The sequence below is a fragment of the Wenzhouxiangella limi genome (assembly GCF_010499265.1).
In the GTDB taxonomy this organism is placed as follows: Bacteria; Pseudomonadota; Gammaproteobacteria; order Xanthomonadales; family Wenzhouxiangellaceae; genus Wenzhouxiangella; species Wenzhouxiangella limi.
The window spans coordinates 216,417-229,656 of the sequence record NZ_JAAGSC010000040.1 but is presented as its reverse complement, the minus strand read 5'-3'; the positions used below and the strand labels follow the sequence as shown (position 1 = coordinate 229,656).

The 13,240-nt window shown below is 62.7% G+C and carries 13 protein-coding genes; 3 read left to right on the top strand and 10 right to left on the bottom strand.

Annotated features, from left to right (window positions below):
- Positions 1-115: 115 nt before the first annotated feature.
- The 7 genes from G3I74_RS08225 to G3I74_RS08195 all read right to left on the bottom strand — a co-directional run bounded on the left by G3I74_RS08225 (position 116) and on the right by G3I74_RS08195 (position 8,630).
- Positions 116-2,659, bottom strand: a complete 2,544-nt coding sequence (locus G3I74_RS08225) for an OmcA/MtrC family decaheme c-type cytochrome (RefSeq protein WP_164211099.1) — start codon at positions 2,657-2,659, stop codon at positions 116-118.
- A 199-nt stretch (positions 2,660-2,858) separates the two neighbouring features.
- Positions 2,859-4,604 (bottom strand): nickel-dependent hydrogenase large subunit, encoded by a 1,746-nt coding sequence (locus G3I74_RS08220; RefSeq protein ID WP_164211210.1) that lies wholly within the window; start codon positions 4,602-4,604, stop codon positions 2,859-2,861.
- Between the two features lie 12 nt (positions 4,605-4,616).
- Entirely contained in the window at positions 4,617-5,930 is a 1,314-nt protein-coding gene (locus tag G3I74_RS08215; protein WP_164211098.1) for a (Fe-S)-binding protein, read from the bottom strand.
- Positions 5,927-6,595, bottom strand: coding sequence for a respiratory nitrate reductase subunit gamma (locus tag G3I74_RS08210; RefSeq protein ID WP_164211097.1), 669 nt, complete (start codon positions 6,593-6,595; stop codon positions 5,927-5,929). The genes G3I74_RS08215 and G3I74_RS08210 overlap by 4 nt, the downstream gene beginning before the upstream one ends.
- Before the next feature lie 11 nt (positions 6,596-6,606).
- Positions 6,607-7,683, bottom strand: a complete 1,077-nt coding sequence (locus G3I74_RS08205; RefSeq protein WP_203594623.1) for a hydrogenase small subunit — start codon at positions 7,681-7,683, stop codon at positions 6,607-6,609.
- Positions 7,684-8,097 (bottom strand): hydrogenase expression/formation protein, encoded by a 414-nt coding sequence (locus tag G3I74_RS08200; protein WP_164211096.1) that lies wholly within the window; start codon positions 8,095-8,097, stop codon positions 7,684-7,686. It lies immediately after the preceding gene.
- The gene (locus G3I74_RS08195) at positions 8,094-8,630 is read right to left on the bottom strand and encodes a HyaD/HybD family hydrogenase maturation endopeptidase (RefSeq protein WP_164211095.1); all 537 of its coding nucleotides are present in this window, start codon (positions 8,628-8,630) and stop codon (positions 8,094-8,096) included. The genes G3I74_RS08200 and G3I74_RS08195 overlap by 4 nt, the downstream gene beginning before the upstream one ends.
- A gap of 180 nt (positions 8,631-8,810) precedes the next feature.
- On the opposite strand from G3I74_RS08195, the gene G3I74_RS08190 reads away from it, so the two are divergent.
- Both G3I74_RS08190 and hypB read left to right on the top strand, forming a co-directional pair.
- A complete protein-coding gene (locus G3I74_RS08190) occupies positions 8,811-9,209 on the top strand; it encodes a hydrogenase maturation nickel metallochaperone HypA/HybF (protein WP_164211094.1) in 399 nt (132 codons plus the stop codon).
- Positions 9,202-9,960, top strand: coding sequence for a hydrogenase nickel incorporation protein HypB (gene hypB, locus G3I74_RS08185; protein WP_164211093.1), 759 nt, complete (start codon positions 9,202-9,204; stop codon positions 9,958-9,960). The genes G3I74_RS08190 and hypB overlap by 8 nt, the downstream gene beginning before the upstream one ends.
- A gap of 199 nt (positions 9,961-10,159) precedes the next feature.
- Here hypB and G3I74_RS08180 read toward each other — a convergent pair whose 3' ends face one another.
- From G3I74_RS08180 to G3I74_RS08170, 3 genes are read right to left on the bottom strand one after another with little or no spacing between them, the layout of a single operon-like run.
- Complete coding sequence (locus tag G3I74_RS08180) at positions 10,160-10,678, bottom strand: cytochrome b/b6 domain-containing protein (RefSeq protein WP_164211092.1); 519 nt, start codon at positions 10,676-10,678, stop codon at positions 10,160-10,162.
- Complete coding sequence (hemG, locus tag G3I74_RS08175) at positions 10,675-11,214, bottom strand: menaquinone-dependent protoporphyrinogen IX dehydrogenase (protein WP_164211091.1); 540 nt, start codon at positions 11,212-11,214, stop codon at positions 10,675-10,677. The genes G3I74_RS08180 and hemG overlap by 4 nt, the downstream gene beginning before the upstream one ends.
- A gap of 10 nt (positions 11,215-11,224) precedes the next feature.
- Positions 11,225-12,541, bottom strand: a complete 1,317-nt coding sequence (locus G3I74_RS08170) for a glutaredoxin domain-containing protein (protein WP_239056736.1) — start codon at positions 12,539-12,541, stop codon at positions 11,225-11,227.
- 134 nt (positions 12,542-12,675) lie between these two features.
- Between G3I74_RS08170 and nikR the strand changes: the two genes are divergently transcribed.
- Entirely contained in the window at positions 12,676-13,146 is a 471-nt protein-coding gene (nikR, locus tag G3I74_RS08165; protein ID WP_164211090.1) for a nickel-responsive transcriptional regulator NikR, read from the top strand.
- Positions 13,147-13,240: the final 94 nt, after the last annotated feature.

Genomic DNA, 13,240 nt, shown 5'->3' with positions numbered 1-13,240 from the left:
CTGTCCGGCTGGTGCCGTAAAGTTTCCGGCCCGCCGCGCCTTGAGCGCCGGCGGGCCGGTCTTCCTCTTCAATGCGGGCGCGACATTTCGCCGCGCCCGCCTGGGCTCTCCGCGGTTATTTCAGACCGTGGGCTTCGTCAACATCGGCGAACGCGCCCTGGCCGTGGCAGAACACGCAGTTCTCCGGCCCGGCGTTGTTTATCCGCTCCTGCGTATCCGGATCGTCGAACGGGTCCGGGTTGTCCAGGAAGGAGTTGCCGAAGGAGATGCCGCCCTCACCGCGCACCGACATGTGCTCGACCGCGATCTCGGAATCGTGGCAGGCGACGCAGGCCGCGGCTTGCGGGCTGAACTTGTTGTCGTCGTTCCAGTTGGTGGCCACCTCCTCGCTCGGGGCGTACTCAGCCGCGCCCAGGAAGAACTGTGGTGTTTCCTCTAGAACCGTTGCACCCGAGTTCACGGTGGTGCCCAAAGCACCTTCCGGCGCACCGTAGTAGGTGCCTTCCACGTGGCAGGCCAGGCAATCGCCGTCGCGCTTCGGATAGGTCACCTCACCGTAGGAGTGCGGCGTGCCACCAAATCCGTAGGCGGTGTACTCGGTTTCCCGGACCTCGGGCGCGTGGATGGCGTGAATCATGTACGCGTAGTTCACCGTCGCTTCTTCCAGACCGTCCACCGTGGCCTCGCTAACACCGTTGGCGACGCCGTCGGGATCGGCCGGACGCCGGTAGAGATCGGTGGAGTTCGGGTTATGGCAGGACGCGCAGGCTTCGTTGTTGTCCGCGCGGTTGCCGCCGTGGAACGCCAGACCGTCGTTGACGTTGTGGCAGTCCTGGCACTTCTCGAGGCTGACGACGACCCGGCGAGCGGCCGGCTCTTCATCGTTGATGGCGAATGGCACCAGCGCGCTGGTCACCGGCACGCTGTCTTCGAACACCCCGACCTGACCGCTGAAGTCGCCGGCGGGATGACCTTCCATCAGGATGGAGCCCGAGCCCAGCGCCGGCGTCGTGCTCGGAATCACGATCGGCGGGTTGAGCATGGACGAATCCAGCGTATAGGTACCGTCGCCGTTGTCGAACACGCCCGTGGGCAGCTCGAAGCCGCTGCCGGGAGCAACCGCGATCCGGCGCGCCTGGGCTACCGGGCGGCCGGTGACGTCGGTGCCATCGTCGTTGGCGACGTTGGTGAAGTCCGCGTTCGGCCAGACGAAGGAGATGTTGACGCTGGCCTCGCCCGAGCCCGAGAACGCCGGGTGGGTGGTCATGTCGTAGGGCGCATCGTCGTTGGTCGGATCGGTGACCGAGAAGGTCACGACCGGCGAGTCGCCTTCGGAGGTGTTGGTCACCTCGAGCACGTTGTACTGGAAGCGCTTCGCGGCAGCCTGGCTCGGAATGACGTGGGCTTCGAGGTTGGATTCCATCAGGCCGGCCTTGGAGTGGCAGGCGGCGCAAGTGGAATTGGGCTGCGCGCCGGCAGCGTGCTGGCGGTTGCCGTTGGTCAGACCGGTGTCGTCAAAGGCCAGGTTGGTGTGGCAGGAAGCGCACTGCTCTGCAGTACCCCGGTCGTCCACCCACTCGGCCTGTGGCGTGGCTTCATTGTCCGGGCTGTGGCAGGTCGTGCAGTTGCGAACATCCTGGGGATAGGTCACGCCCTCGTAGCTATGGAGGCGGTCACCGAAACCGACGACGGCATACGGTTCATCCTGCAGCTCGGGGGAGTGAATCGCGTGCACCATCGTGGTGAAGCTGATGGAGTTGCCAGTTCCGCCGTCGATATCGCCATCGGTGTGGCAGGTGACGCAGTATTCCACCGTCTTGCGGGGACCGCCATGGAAGGAAAATTCTTCGCTGGCGTGGCAGCCGACGCAGTTTTCCTGCGTGGCGATACGCCGCGTGGGAATGCCCTCGGTTTCGCCGGTCGCCGGCTGGATTTCGAACCAGGAATCACCGGACTGGCTGTTGGACAGCTGCTGACCCAGAATTTCCACGTTGCGCAACTCGATACCCATGCGGTGGGTCAACTGCGGCTCGAACGGAATATCAGAGACCTCATCAAGCCCGACATCCAGCGTGAAACTGTAGTTGCCTCCACCCAGATTCTCCAGGGTTCCGCCACCGTAGGTCGAAACCTGGGCATCGGTCACACCGTTGTCGTCACGGTAAAAATAGCCCTGCCAGTGGTCGGTCTTGCCGTCGCTGCCCGGCGCCAGTTTCACGGCTGTGACCCCGATGCGCACGGACTCGATATCAGCTACACCGGCACCGTTTTCATCGGCTACTTCAAAGAAGAGCGTCGGCACCGCGCCGTCAAAGGTGACGTCGACAATGAAGGGACGGACTTCCTCGGGAAGGCGGGTCCGGTCACCAATACGCTCCAGGCGCGCGTCAACCGGCTCTTCAACCGGGAGCTTGCCTTCGGGATCGTAGACTTCGCGGAAGCTGTCGGGCATGCCCTTGTAAAAACGCTGCTCCTCCTCGCTGACAGCCACACCCTGAGCTCCCTGCACTCGCTCGGTGGCCGCCGGTCGCGCCTGTTCGCGCAACTCGCCGCGATCGGAGCTTTCGGCGAACGCCGAAGCGGAAAACAGCAAAACGGCCAGCGCGGCACCGCAAACGGTACCCAGGCGAGCCCAATTTCTAGCGTATTGCGTGATCATCCCCATCTCCTTGGTGACTAAACCTCAATCCCATCTGCGTTCGATACTACAGAACCCAGCAACCTCTTGGCAAGCAAAAACCCGTAATTGATGCCTTTTTTTCACATAATTTAGACACTGCTTATGGTGCGCCATAAAAAAAGCCGGCACGCATATAGCGGTGCCGGCTTTCTCTTCAGTACGCCATGAGCGGACTATTCTAGCTTACCTTGACCTGCACCAGTTCGTTCCCGTCCGTGTCGGCCACGTGCACGGCACAGGCCAGGCAGGGATCGAAGCTGTGAATGGTGCGCAGGATTTCGATCGGCTGATCCGGATCATGCAGATCGTGGCCGACCAGAGAAGCCTCGTAGGCGCCAGGCTTTCCTTCCGGATCGCGCGGACCGGCATTCCAGGTGGTCGGAACAACGGCCTGCCAGTTCTTGATCTTCTCGTTATTGATGACCACCCAGTGACCCAGGGCACCGCGTGGAGCTTCCATGTAGCCGGCGCCCCGCGCCTCCTTGGGCCAGGTGCCCGGATCCCACTTCTCGGAATTCTGGGTTCGGGTATCCCCGGCGTTGATGTTGACGTTCAGATCAGTGAACCAGCCGTCCATCATGTCAGCGAGGATCTTGGTCTCCAGCGTCCGCGCGGCCACTCGGCCCATGGTCGAGAACATGGCCTCGACCGGCAGGTCAAGCTGACCCAGCGCGTAGTTGGCCAGATCCACCGTCGGCTCATGACCGGAGGCATAGAGAATCAACACGCGCGCCAGCGGCCCGACTTCCATGGAATGTCCTTTCCATCGCGGCGCCTTCAGCCACGTGTAGGTCGAATCCATGTCCAGGTTGTCGTAGTGGGCATCGGGCCCGTCGTAGTTGAGGGTGGTCTCGCCGATGTACGGATGCAGCCCGGTGTCCTTGCCGCCCTCGTAGTCGTACCACGAGTGCGAGATGAACTCCTGAATCTCGTTTTCGGCGTGCAGGTCGACCTCGTGAATGCGCGACAGATCGCGGTTGAGGATCGCACCACGCGGAATGATGAGGCTGCTCGGGTCGAAGTAGCCGTTGGTCGGGAAATCGCCATAGCTCAGGAAATTACCCAGACCTTCACCGTGGCCGGTCTTGAACCAGTCCTTGTAGAACGAGGCAATGGCCAGCGTATCGGGGACATAGACCTGATCAACAAACGTCTTGATCTGCTCCAGGATGTTGGCCACTTTCTGCAGACCGGTGGTATTGACCGACGTCTGACCGGCACCCGGCTCGTCGGCGTGCACGCTGATGGCACAAGGTGCACCGCCGACCAGGAAGTTCGGGTGCGGGTTCTTGCCGCCGAAGATCGCGTGCAGCTTGGCCACTTCGCGCTGCCATTCCAGGGCATCCAGGTAGTGCGCCACCGCCATGAGATTGGCTTCAGGCGGCAGCTTGTAGGCCGGATGACCCCAGTAGCCCTTGGCGAAGATGCCCAGCTGACCGGATTCGACAAAGTTGCGAACCTTGGTCTGGACGTCGCGGAAATAACCGGGCGAAGAGCGCGGGTAATCCGAGATCGACTGAGCCAGCTGCGAAGTCGCGGCCGGATCGGCATTGAGGGCCGACACCACGTCCACCCAGTCCAGGGCATGCAGATGATAGAAGTGCATGACATGGTCGTGGACATACTGCGCGCCGATCATCAGGTTGCGGATCAGCTGCGCATTCGGCGGAATCTCGATCTTGAGCGCATCCTCAACGGCGCGCACGGCAGCGATGGCGTGCACCAGGGTGCAGACCCCGCAGATACGCTGGGTAAAAACCCACGCGTCGCGCGGATCGCGATCCTTGAGAATGATCTCCAGCCCACGCACCATGGTCCCGGAGCTCAAGGCTTTTGTGATCTTGCCGTTTTCTGTGACTGCCTCCATCCGGAGGTGACCCTCAATGCGGGTTACCGGATCGACGACAACGGTTCCATTCGACATGGCCATGGGTTACTACTCCTTGATATTGTCGGCGACAAGCTCGACCAGACTTTCGGTCTTCTTGTCCCAATTGAAATGTTCGCCGGCGTCGTCGAACGCCACGCGGCAGTCCGAGCAGGAGGTCAGGAACCGTTTGGCGCCGGTATCGTCGACCTCGTGCAGCTTGACCTCCTGGGCTTTCAGGCGCAGGGGTCGAGTGCGCTCGATATCGTTCATCCCGCCACCACCGGCGCAGCAGAAACTGAAGCCTTCGTGATTAAACATTTCCTTCAGGTTCACGCCGAGTTCGCTCATCAGCGTCCGCGGCGCTTCGGTCACGCCACCCTTGCGCACGATCTGACAGGGATCGTGGAAGGCGGTCGGAAGGCCATCGACCTTGTTGAGCTTGAGCTTGCCGGCTTCGACCTGTTCGGCCAGATACTCGGTGACGTGGCGGACCTTGAACGGCAGGGTTTCACCCATCAGTTCGGCCGCCTGCCAGCGCAATGAATAATAGGCGTGGCCGCACTCGGGGACCAGCACCAGCGAGGCGCCGATCTTCTTGGCCTGATCAACGACCCGCTTGGCGATTTTCTTCTGCAGACCGTTGCTGCCGGCATAGTAACCGTAGTTCTCGGCCACGATGGCGTCGGAACGGAAGGTGTAGTCGGCACCCAGCTTGTTGAGCACCTTGACCATGGCTGCGACCGATGAAGGGTTGCGGTTCAGATCGTTACGCGGCGCACAGACCATGATGTCGGCCTTGGCCTTGTCGAGGACAACGTCGACCCCGTGCTTTTCACCGATCTCCTTGAGCAGTTCGGCGTACGGCTTTTCGACCTCTTCGGGCACACCGGTTTCGGCCTGCAGGGCGGCGCGGTCGGCCAGCTCCTTGGGTGCCAGGCCCGCTTCGTACATGCCGCGACGACCGATCTCGATCAGCTCGGCGACTTCCAGACCCATGGGGCAGATCAGGCTGCAGCGGCCGCACATGTTGCAGCTGTCGAACAGCAGTTCCTGCCACTCTTCCAGGTCTTTCAGGGTCACTTTCTTCTTCAGACCCAGGACCTTGAAGAACGGGGCAAAAGCTCCGGACTCACGGCGGAAAGCTCGCTTGAACATCTCGGCTTTCCAGATCGGCGTGTACTTGGCATCGCCGGTGGCGATGTAGAAATGGCAGGCGTCGGCGCACATCCCGCAGTGAATGCAGGACTCCATGTTCCAGGCAACGGTGGCGCCGAAGCTCCTGGCGAATGCGCCCATGGCACCTTCAACGCGCTCTTCCGCAGTGCGGTTGTCGTTGGCGGCGCCTGCGCCGGCAAATGCTTGAGTGGCTGTAGTGCTCATGTGGCAGCTCCCTTCTTGGCATGCAGGTAACCGTTAACGAATCGCGCCGGGAAGATATAGAACGCGTGCATCAGCTTTCCGAACGGGAACCAGATCAACAGTAGATTGAACGAAATGATGTGGGCGGCGAGGATGTACTCGTATCGGCCCGGTCCGCCCAGAACCGCCCAGAGGCCGGAAATCATGATGGCGTACAGGATGGCCAGGGTGAAGTAATCATCAAAGTTGGAGATCTGGCGCAGCGGCCTGTGCATGTAGCGGCGAATCGTCGCGATCAGCATCAGGATGACCGTCAGCACCGACACCACCGTGATGAGGCCACCGGGCAAGGTCGGCCACCAGGGGGCCGAGAACCCGAACAGGTTCTGCCAGAAGATCACGTGCGGGCCGCCGAGCAGAACAATGGTGAAAAGCCCGATGTGATAGCCATAGCCGACCGCTTCACCGAACGCGGTTCGACCGATGAACTCCTTGTGGGGCCAGGAACGCAGACCACAGGTCGCGCCGCCGACCATCAAGGCCTTGTCGTTGGAGTTCCGCTCTTCGCTGTAGCGCTTGCGGAAACCCAGCATGAGTACGGCCACCAGCCTCCAGAGAACGCCGAACACGAAGACCAGCAGTGCAAAGTGGAGCATCGGTCCACGGGAAAATTCAAGTATCGACATGATTGATCTCCTTATTCGGTCTCGCTAGCCAGTTTCTTCTTGCGCGCCTTCGAGGCAAGGCCCGCCGCTGCACCCACTGCAACACCGGCTGCAGCAGCCGCTATCGACTCGCCACGCTCGGTGAACAGCTTCGCCGTAACCGGCTCGTAGAAGCCGCCCTGGTCCCAGAAACCAGGCTCGGAGCAGCCGATGCAGCCGTGACCGGATTCCACCGGCCAGCCGGCACCGCCGTTCCACTTGATCGTGGCGCAGGCGTTGTAGGTGGTCGGGCCGCGGCAGCCCAGTTCGTACAGACACCAGCCGTTGCGCGCGCCTTCGTCGTCGAAGGACTTGGCGAACAGGCCACGGTCATAGAAGCGCCGGCGATAGCAGCGGTCGTGGATGGTGTTGCCGAAGAAGGCACGCGGACGCAGATGCGCATCGAGATCCGGCACCCCGTTGGCCAGGAAGCTGACCAGCGTGCCGGTCATGACTTCCGGAATTGGCGGACAGCCGGGCACGTTGATGACCGGCTTGTTCTTGATCAGGTCGGCCACGCCCACCGCACCGGTCGGGTTCGGGTAAGCCGCACCGACGCCACCGTAAGCGGCACAAACGCCGACCGCGACAATCGCGGCTGCGCCTTCGGCGGTCTGTTCGAGCTGCTCCATGAAGGTATGGCTCTCACTGACACCGTACATGCCGTTGAGCTTGGTCGGAATGGAGCCATCGACGATCAGGATGTACTCGCCCCAGTTCTCTTCCATCGCTTCGAGCCGGGCTTCCTCGGCCGCATGACCGGCGGCGGCCTGCAGCGTATGGTTGTAGTCCAGCGAGATGGTGTCGAAAATCAGGCTTTCCAGGCTCGGCGCGAATGATCGGGTCAGCGATTCCAGGCAGCCGGTGCATTCCTGGAACGGCATGTAGATCACCGACGGCCGGCGGGCGGCACGCAGCTGCTTGGCAAAAGCCGTGGTTGCCATCGGCGGCATCGCCATCAGCGCCGTCATGCCGGCACAATATTTCATGAATTGACGACGACCGACGCCGGCCTCATCCATCACTTGACCGATCGTCGGCCGGTCTTTCCGTTGCTTCAGCTTACTCATCTATAAAGCTCCTCTCAGTCGGTCGCTCAACTCTCTGACCGCATCCTCGATCTGGTCGGTCTGCGCGCAGAGAAATTCGGGAATTCGATTGATTTCGATGTACTCGCTCTGGATTCGGTCATCCGGGCCCTTGTGCTGGATCCACCAGACGCCGGAAAACGCGGTCTCGCGGATCCGGGTGGTCCCGGCCATTTCAAGGGAGAGGTCGAGCTCGCCCTGACCCAGCATCTCCAGCAGTTCGGTGTACTCGTTGGGCGCCATGGGCAGGCCGCGCATGTCGATCGCCGCGCTTTCGCCGCTTTCCAGAAAGCGCTCGAGATAGGACAGAATCTCGAAGCCGATGGCCTTGACGCCGCCACCGATCGTCACGCCCTTGGGGCTGGATTTGACCTTGAGCGGGATCGCGCCGCTCATGCCGCGCACTCCTCGGTCACCATGTCGACGATGATCTCGGTGGCCTGGTCGATGCCGCGGGCGACCGCCTCGGTCGGCTCGGCGCCCCAGTCCACCTCGGCTGGCTGGATGCCCACCATGGCATAGTTTTTCGGCATGGTCCCGCGAAATTTCGCCGCACTCATGACGTCCATCAGATTGACCTCGTGGACACTGGAGCGGCGGCAGTTGGACAGATAGGCATCCATGCGGTCGTTTTCGAAAACCTGCACGGTGCCGGGCTCGGCGCCCAGCTGGGCCGCGTCCACCACGATCAGCCGGCGGGCGCATTCAACGCTTTCGAGCAGGGTGAAGCCCAGAGTGCCACCGTCGACCAGCTCGACGTGCCGGGGCAGGCCGGCAGCCTGCAGGCGCTCGATCACGTGCACGCCGGCACCGTCGTCGGTCATCAGGTTGTTGCCAATCCCGATCACCAGCGTATCGATCGACTTCTCAGCCTGGATGGCGGCGGCGCCAGAATCAGCCGCAGCCCCGATGGGCGTGGTCAATGTCATGCAATACCTCCTCGATTCACGAGGCTAAATTACCGGGTACTGAAGCAGCACCGCTTGACGTGGATCAAAAGGTGGCCGAAAAACCCGAAAACCCGGGATCATCGAGCGAGAAATGCGGTCCTAGCCCGTCGCCGCCTTTATAATGAGTATCTGCTGCACCGGTTCTGGATTGCGAAACCCATGCACGAACTTTCCGTCTGCGAGGCCCTGCTGACCCAGGTCCGCTCTACGGCAGAGGCCAACGGCGCCTCCGGCGTGGGCCGCATCACGGTCCGGCTCGGGCCGCTGTCGGGGGTCGAGCCGGATCTGCTGGCCCAGGCGTTCACCATCGCACGCAACGGCCCGATGACGGCCCAGGCCAGCCTGGTGATCGAACCGCAGCCGGTCCGTATCCGCTGCCGCGACTGCGGCAACGAAAACGAGGTCCCGACCAATCGGCTGCTGTGCACGGCCTGCGAAAGCTTCCGCGTCGACCTGGTCAGCGGTGACGAATTGTTGCTGGCCCGGGTTGAACTTCAGGGGATCTCCGACCCTCCAAATCCAACGACTGATTCAAAAGCGAGTTCTGATCATGTGTGAAACCTGCGGCTGTTCGATTCCCGACCACCACCACCCAACCCCGGCCGACGAGCATACGGTCGAGGTCCTGACCGGCCTGATGGACGCCAACGACCACGCCGCCGGTCACAACCGTGAACACTTCAACCGCACCGGGACCCTGGTCATCAACCTGATGTCCTCACCCGGCTCCGGCAAGACCCAGCTTCTCGAGCGCACCGCCCAGGCCCTGAAGAACCGGCTGTCCATCGCCGTGATCGAGGGTGACCTGGAGACCGAGAACGACGCGAAGCGCCTGCGCGAGCAGGGCATCCGCGCCCACCAGATCGCCACCGGCAGCGCCTGCCACCTCGACGCCCACCTGATCCACAAGGCGCTGCACGACTTCCCGCTGGAAATCGACGGCCAGACCACCGACATCCTGTTCATCGAAAACGTCGGCAACCTGGTCTGCCCGGCGGCGTTCGACCTGGGCCAGCACACCAACGTGGTGCTGCTGTCGACCACCGAGGGCGACGACAAGCCGGCCAAGTACCCGGTGATGTTCCGGGCTGCCGATCTGGTCGTCATCAGCAAGGCCGATCTGCTGCCGTACATGGACGGCTTCGACGTCGAGCGCGCCGAGCAGTCGCTGCGCGGTCTGGGCGTGGAAACGCCGGTCCTGACCGCCGCGGCCGGCCGCGAAACCGATATCTCGGCCTGGATCGAGTGGCTGGAAAGCCAGCTGGCCGAACACCGCCGGCAAGGAGAAAAAACCGCCTCCGTCGCCTGAGGGCACGGAGCCCGGCACGCTGGATCGCTCTCCGGACTGGGGGAGAGTGCCAGAGGGCCTCGCCACGCGTCGAACCGATGGTGTACCAAGCCCCGGGCACGCTGGCGCGTCCTTCGGGCTCGGGGAGAGTGCCAGAAGGCCTCGCCACGCGTCGAACTGATGGTGCTCTCCCCGAGCCTGAAGGACGCGCCAGCCCCTCCTACTGCCGCATAAAATCAACTACATGCGCCAGCGTCGCCAGAATATGCGCGACCAGCGCCCCGATCAGCACCCGCGCCGAGACGATATGCCAGCCGCGCCAGGCCACCGCGTCCTGGCTGCCGGCCGTCCACAGCCACATCAGTCCGGTCAGCCCGGTCGCCAGCAGCGCCAGCAGCAGCACGCCCTTGATGATGCTGAACAGCCCCGCGCCCTCGTTGCCCGGCACCTTCAGCTTTAACAGCCCGCGCAGATCCGCCCACAGCGGGCCGAGGCGGCCCAAAGCCCAGGGAAAATACTGCGCCAGTCGACCCTGTAGCGCGCTGGTCAGCACAAAGCCCAGGCCGAGCACCAGCGCGGCAAGGCCCAGTACCACGTGCGCCCAGACCCAGAACGACGGGCTGGGCGGGAGACGGTTATAAAGGTGGACCCAGGGGCTGGTGAAGATCAGCCAGGCCAGCAGCAGGATCAGCAACCCGTGCTGCATGTGACTCCAGTAGTGCAGGCGCCCGCCGCTCACGCCCTGTTCTGACGCGCGAACTCGGCGAACTCCTCGGCGAAGGCGCGCACCGCGTCCCAATCGGTGAAATCAGCGTTGGTGTCCAGATCCGTCGGCCCCTTGTTCATCCACATGATGAAGCGGATCACCCAGCGATCGAAGCGGCGGTATCGGCGATAGTTCAGCTGACCGCCGAACACCCCCACGCGATCGGGCTGCCAGGGCGAGGTTTCCAGAAATTTGCGCACGTAAGGATTGGTCTGGGGCGTGTTCTTGTGTGGCTTGCGGGCGACCAGGTTGACCGAAAAGAAGGCGCTGGGCCGGGCCTGCAGAGCAGACTGATAGCGCTCGATGAACTGCAGCACCGCCGGGTTGTGCTTGCCGTTGCGGATGCTGGCGCCGATCAGCACGGCGTCGAACTCGGCCGGATCGGGCGGCGCGTCGGGCAGCGCGTGCTCGACCACCTCGAAACCGGCCGCTTCCAGGGCCGGGCGCATGTGCCGGCAGACTGTAGAAGTGTGCCCGTAGACGCTGGAGCAGAGCATCAGCAGTTTCATGGCAGCCACCTTACCAGCCGTCGCCGATGCGAATGCCCAGCCTGGGCAATACCTGGCGGTGCAGCAGCACGATCAGGCCGGTTACCGCAAAGGCCCCGAGGAATACCCCCATCGAGGAGCCGATGCCGCTCATCAGCTCGGGCGCGGCCAGCAAAACGACGGCCAGCGCGATCATGATGACCCCGCCGATGAGCTTGAGAATGCGGCCGTGGCCTTCCTGGAAGCGATCGATGCGCAGCTTGACCACGGCGACGCCGAAAATCACCAGCTCGATCAAAAGATAAATTAACAAGTACACCGCCAGCAAGCCGATAAAGGCCATTCCGGACACGTCGTTGGCGTTGACCAGCCCGCTCCAGATCACCGGGAACCCGGCCGTGCAGGGCAGCTCGATCAAAGCGATGCCGCTGGCCATGACGATGGTCGCGCCCATCAGCGCCAGCGGTGAGCGCCCGTTGACCATCAGCTCTCGAAAACCCTTGAAGATGCCGGGTTTGTGCTTGTCGTCGATGGTGAAAGAAAACCCGCGCTTGAACCAGAAATAGTCCTTGATGTTGACCAGCCCGAAGACCAGCGCAAACAGCGCCACGATCCAGTACACCCACGGCAGGTAGGCGGCGTAGGCCAGGACGCTGAAAACGCCGGCGATGAAGGCGCCATAGATCGCGGCCGTGGTGAACAGAAACGTCAGCCCCACCAGCAGCACCCGCCCGCGCGAGCCGGAGTGCAGGACCAGCGCCAGCAGGATGGTGAGGATCCAGATCGAGCAGGGGTTGAAGCCGTCGACGAAGGCGATCATCAGCGTGCTGACCATCAGCGGCTGGACGGCCAAATCGATGGCGCCGATCAGCGGCAGGCGGATCAGCGCTTCGGCCGGTGCTTGTTCGCCCTCCTGCGCGACCTCCATCGCCATCTGACGCGGGTCGGGGCAGTCGGAAGCCAGGCACTGCTCGACGGTGGCCTCGATTTCATCGCGAATCTGTCCGCTGTCGCCGACCCAGACCTCGCCGCCCAGGAAAATCATCGGCACCGAGCCCGGCCGAACCTCATGGGCGGTCGCCATGGCCCGCAACAGGTCATGATGCTCGTCGGAAGTCATGACTTCCATGTGCACCACTTCAAGCCGCTCATGCTCTTCATCCAGGCGCTCGAGAAACGGCTTCTGGGCCTGACAGTGGGGGCAGGTCTCGCTCATGAATACGTACATCGTGAGCGCGTCGGCGGCGGTTTCCGGCGACTGGGCATGAACGCCCGACGGCAGCGCGGCTCCGGCCATCAGGCCCAGCGCCAGCAGCCCGGCGGCCAATCGATACAAGCGGTTGAGCATGACCATGGAAAACTCGCGGCAAAGTTTGGGAGACTCGGGGTATTCTCGGGGTTGAACAGCAGAAAGCGCTTGACCGGGATCAAACGAAGACGCGCGCGGTTTCCAAGAAAAACCCACCACGGAGGGAAGTCAGCATGACCGAACGTTTTACCGTCTCTCTGGACAAGGATCTGGCCGAGTCCTTCGAGGCCTACCGGCAGCGCCTGGGCTACGCCAGCCGCTCCGAGGCCATTCGCGACCTGCTGCGCGGCTTCATGGCGCGCGAGCGCGCCGAAGGCGACCCCGACGGCGGCTGTGTCGGTATTCTCAGCTACGTCTACGACCACCACCGCGGCGGGCTGGGCGATCAACTGACCGAAGCCCAGCACGCCCACCACGACCTGACCGTGGCCACCCTGCACGTGCATCTGGATCATGATCACTGCCTGGAAACCAGCATCCTGCGCGGACCGCTGAAGCGGGTACGCGAGTTCTCCCAGCAGTTCATCGCCCGCCGCGGCGTACGCCACGGCGATCTGCACCTGGTGCCGGTGCGGGTCGAGGCCGATCAGCACTCGCACGGCGATCACGTCCACGCCCACGAGCACATCACGCCGCACGACTGAGGCCTGAAGCCCGGCCCGATGGATTAAGAAAAACCTAGCGGGAATTAATACGGATTTGATCCGGATCAAGAAAAGTATGAAGATTTTTATTATT